The following is a 648-nucleotide window of genomic DNA, read 5'->3' as shown; positions in this document are numbered from 1 at the left end:
GCCCGCTCCAGCGCGCCCGGCCCCGCCCGCCGGGAGCGGCGCGCCAGCGTCCGGACGCGGGCCACCAGCTCGGCGAACGTGAACGGCTTGATCAGGTAGTCGTCCGCGCCCAGCGACAGCCCGTCGACCCGGTCGCGTACCCTGCCGGCCGCCGTCAGCATGAGGACGCGGCCCGCCGCGCCCGTGGCCGCCAGCTCGCGGCAGACCTCGTCGCCGTGCACCTCGGGCAGGTCGCGGTCGAGGACCACGACGTCGTACGGGACGTGGGCGGCCAGCGCCAGCGCCTCCTGGCCGTCGTAGGCCACGTCGACCGCGATGGCGTGCAGCCGCAGGCCGCGCGCGATGGCGTCGGCCAGCTCCTCTTCGTCCTCCACGACGAGCACCCGCATCCCGCGCCCCTTCCGTTCTGCAGTGAATCGTGACGTATGCGGTGTTAGCGCTGGATAAGGGATTGTCGTCGGCTTATCCGGGTTTAGCACGCGGAGCGCTGGAGTGAGCCTCGCGCCCCGGGCGAACGACCCGCGGCGCCCAAGGAGATCGGCATGAAGTATCCCCTTCTACTGGCCGCCTGCCTGGCGCTCGGCCTGACCGCCTGCGGCGCCCCCGCCCGGGACGGCGGGGTGGCCAGCGCGAGCGGCGGCGCGGCCA

Annotated in this window: 1 protein-coding gene; it reads right to left on the bottom strand. The window is 74.4% G+C overall.

What is annotated here, in order from left to right:
* The coding region (locus tag DQW85_RS21805) for a response regulator transcription factor (RefSeq protein WP_162795195.1) at positions 1–389 on the bottom strand (389 nt) is incomplete at its 3' end.
* Between the last annotated feature and the right edge of the window lie 259 nt (positions 390–648).

It is taken from the genome of Nonomuraea lactucae, assembly GCF_003313395.1.
GTDB classification, from domain to species: domain Bacteria; phylum Actinomycetota; class Actinomycetes; order Streptosporangiales; family Streptosporangiaceae; genus Nonomuraea; species Nonomuraea lactucae.
This window is presented reverse-complemented; position numbering and strand designations above follow the sequence as displayed.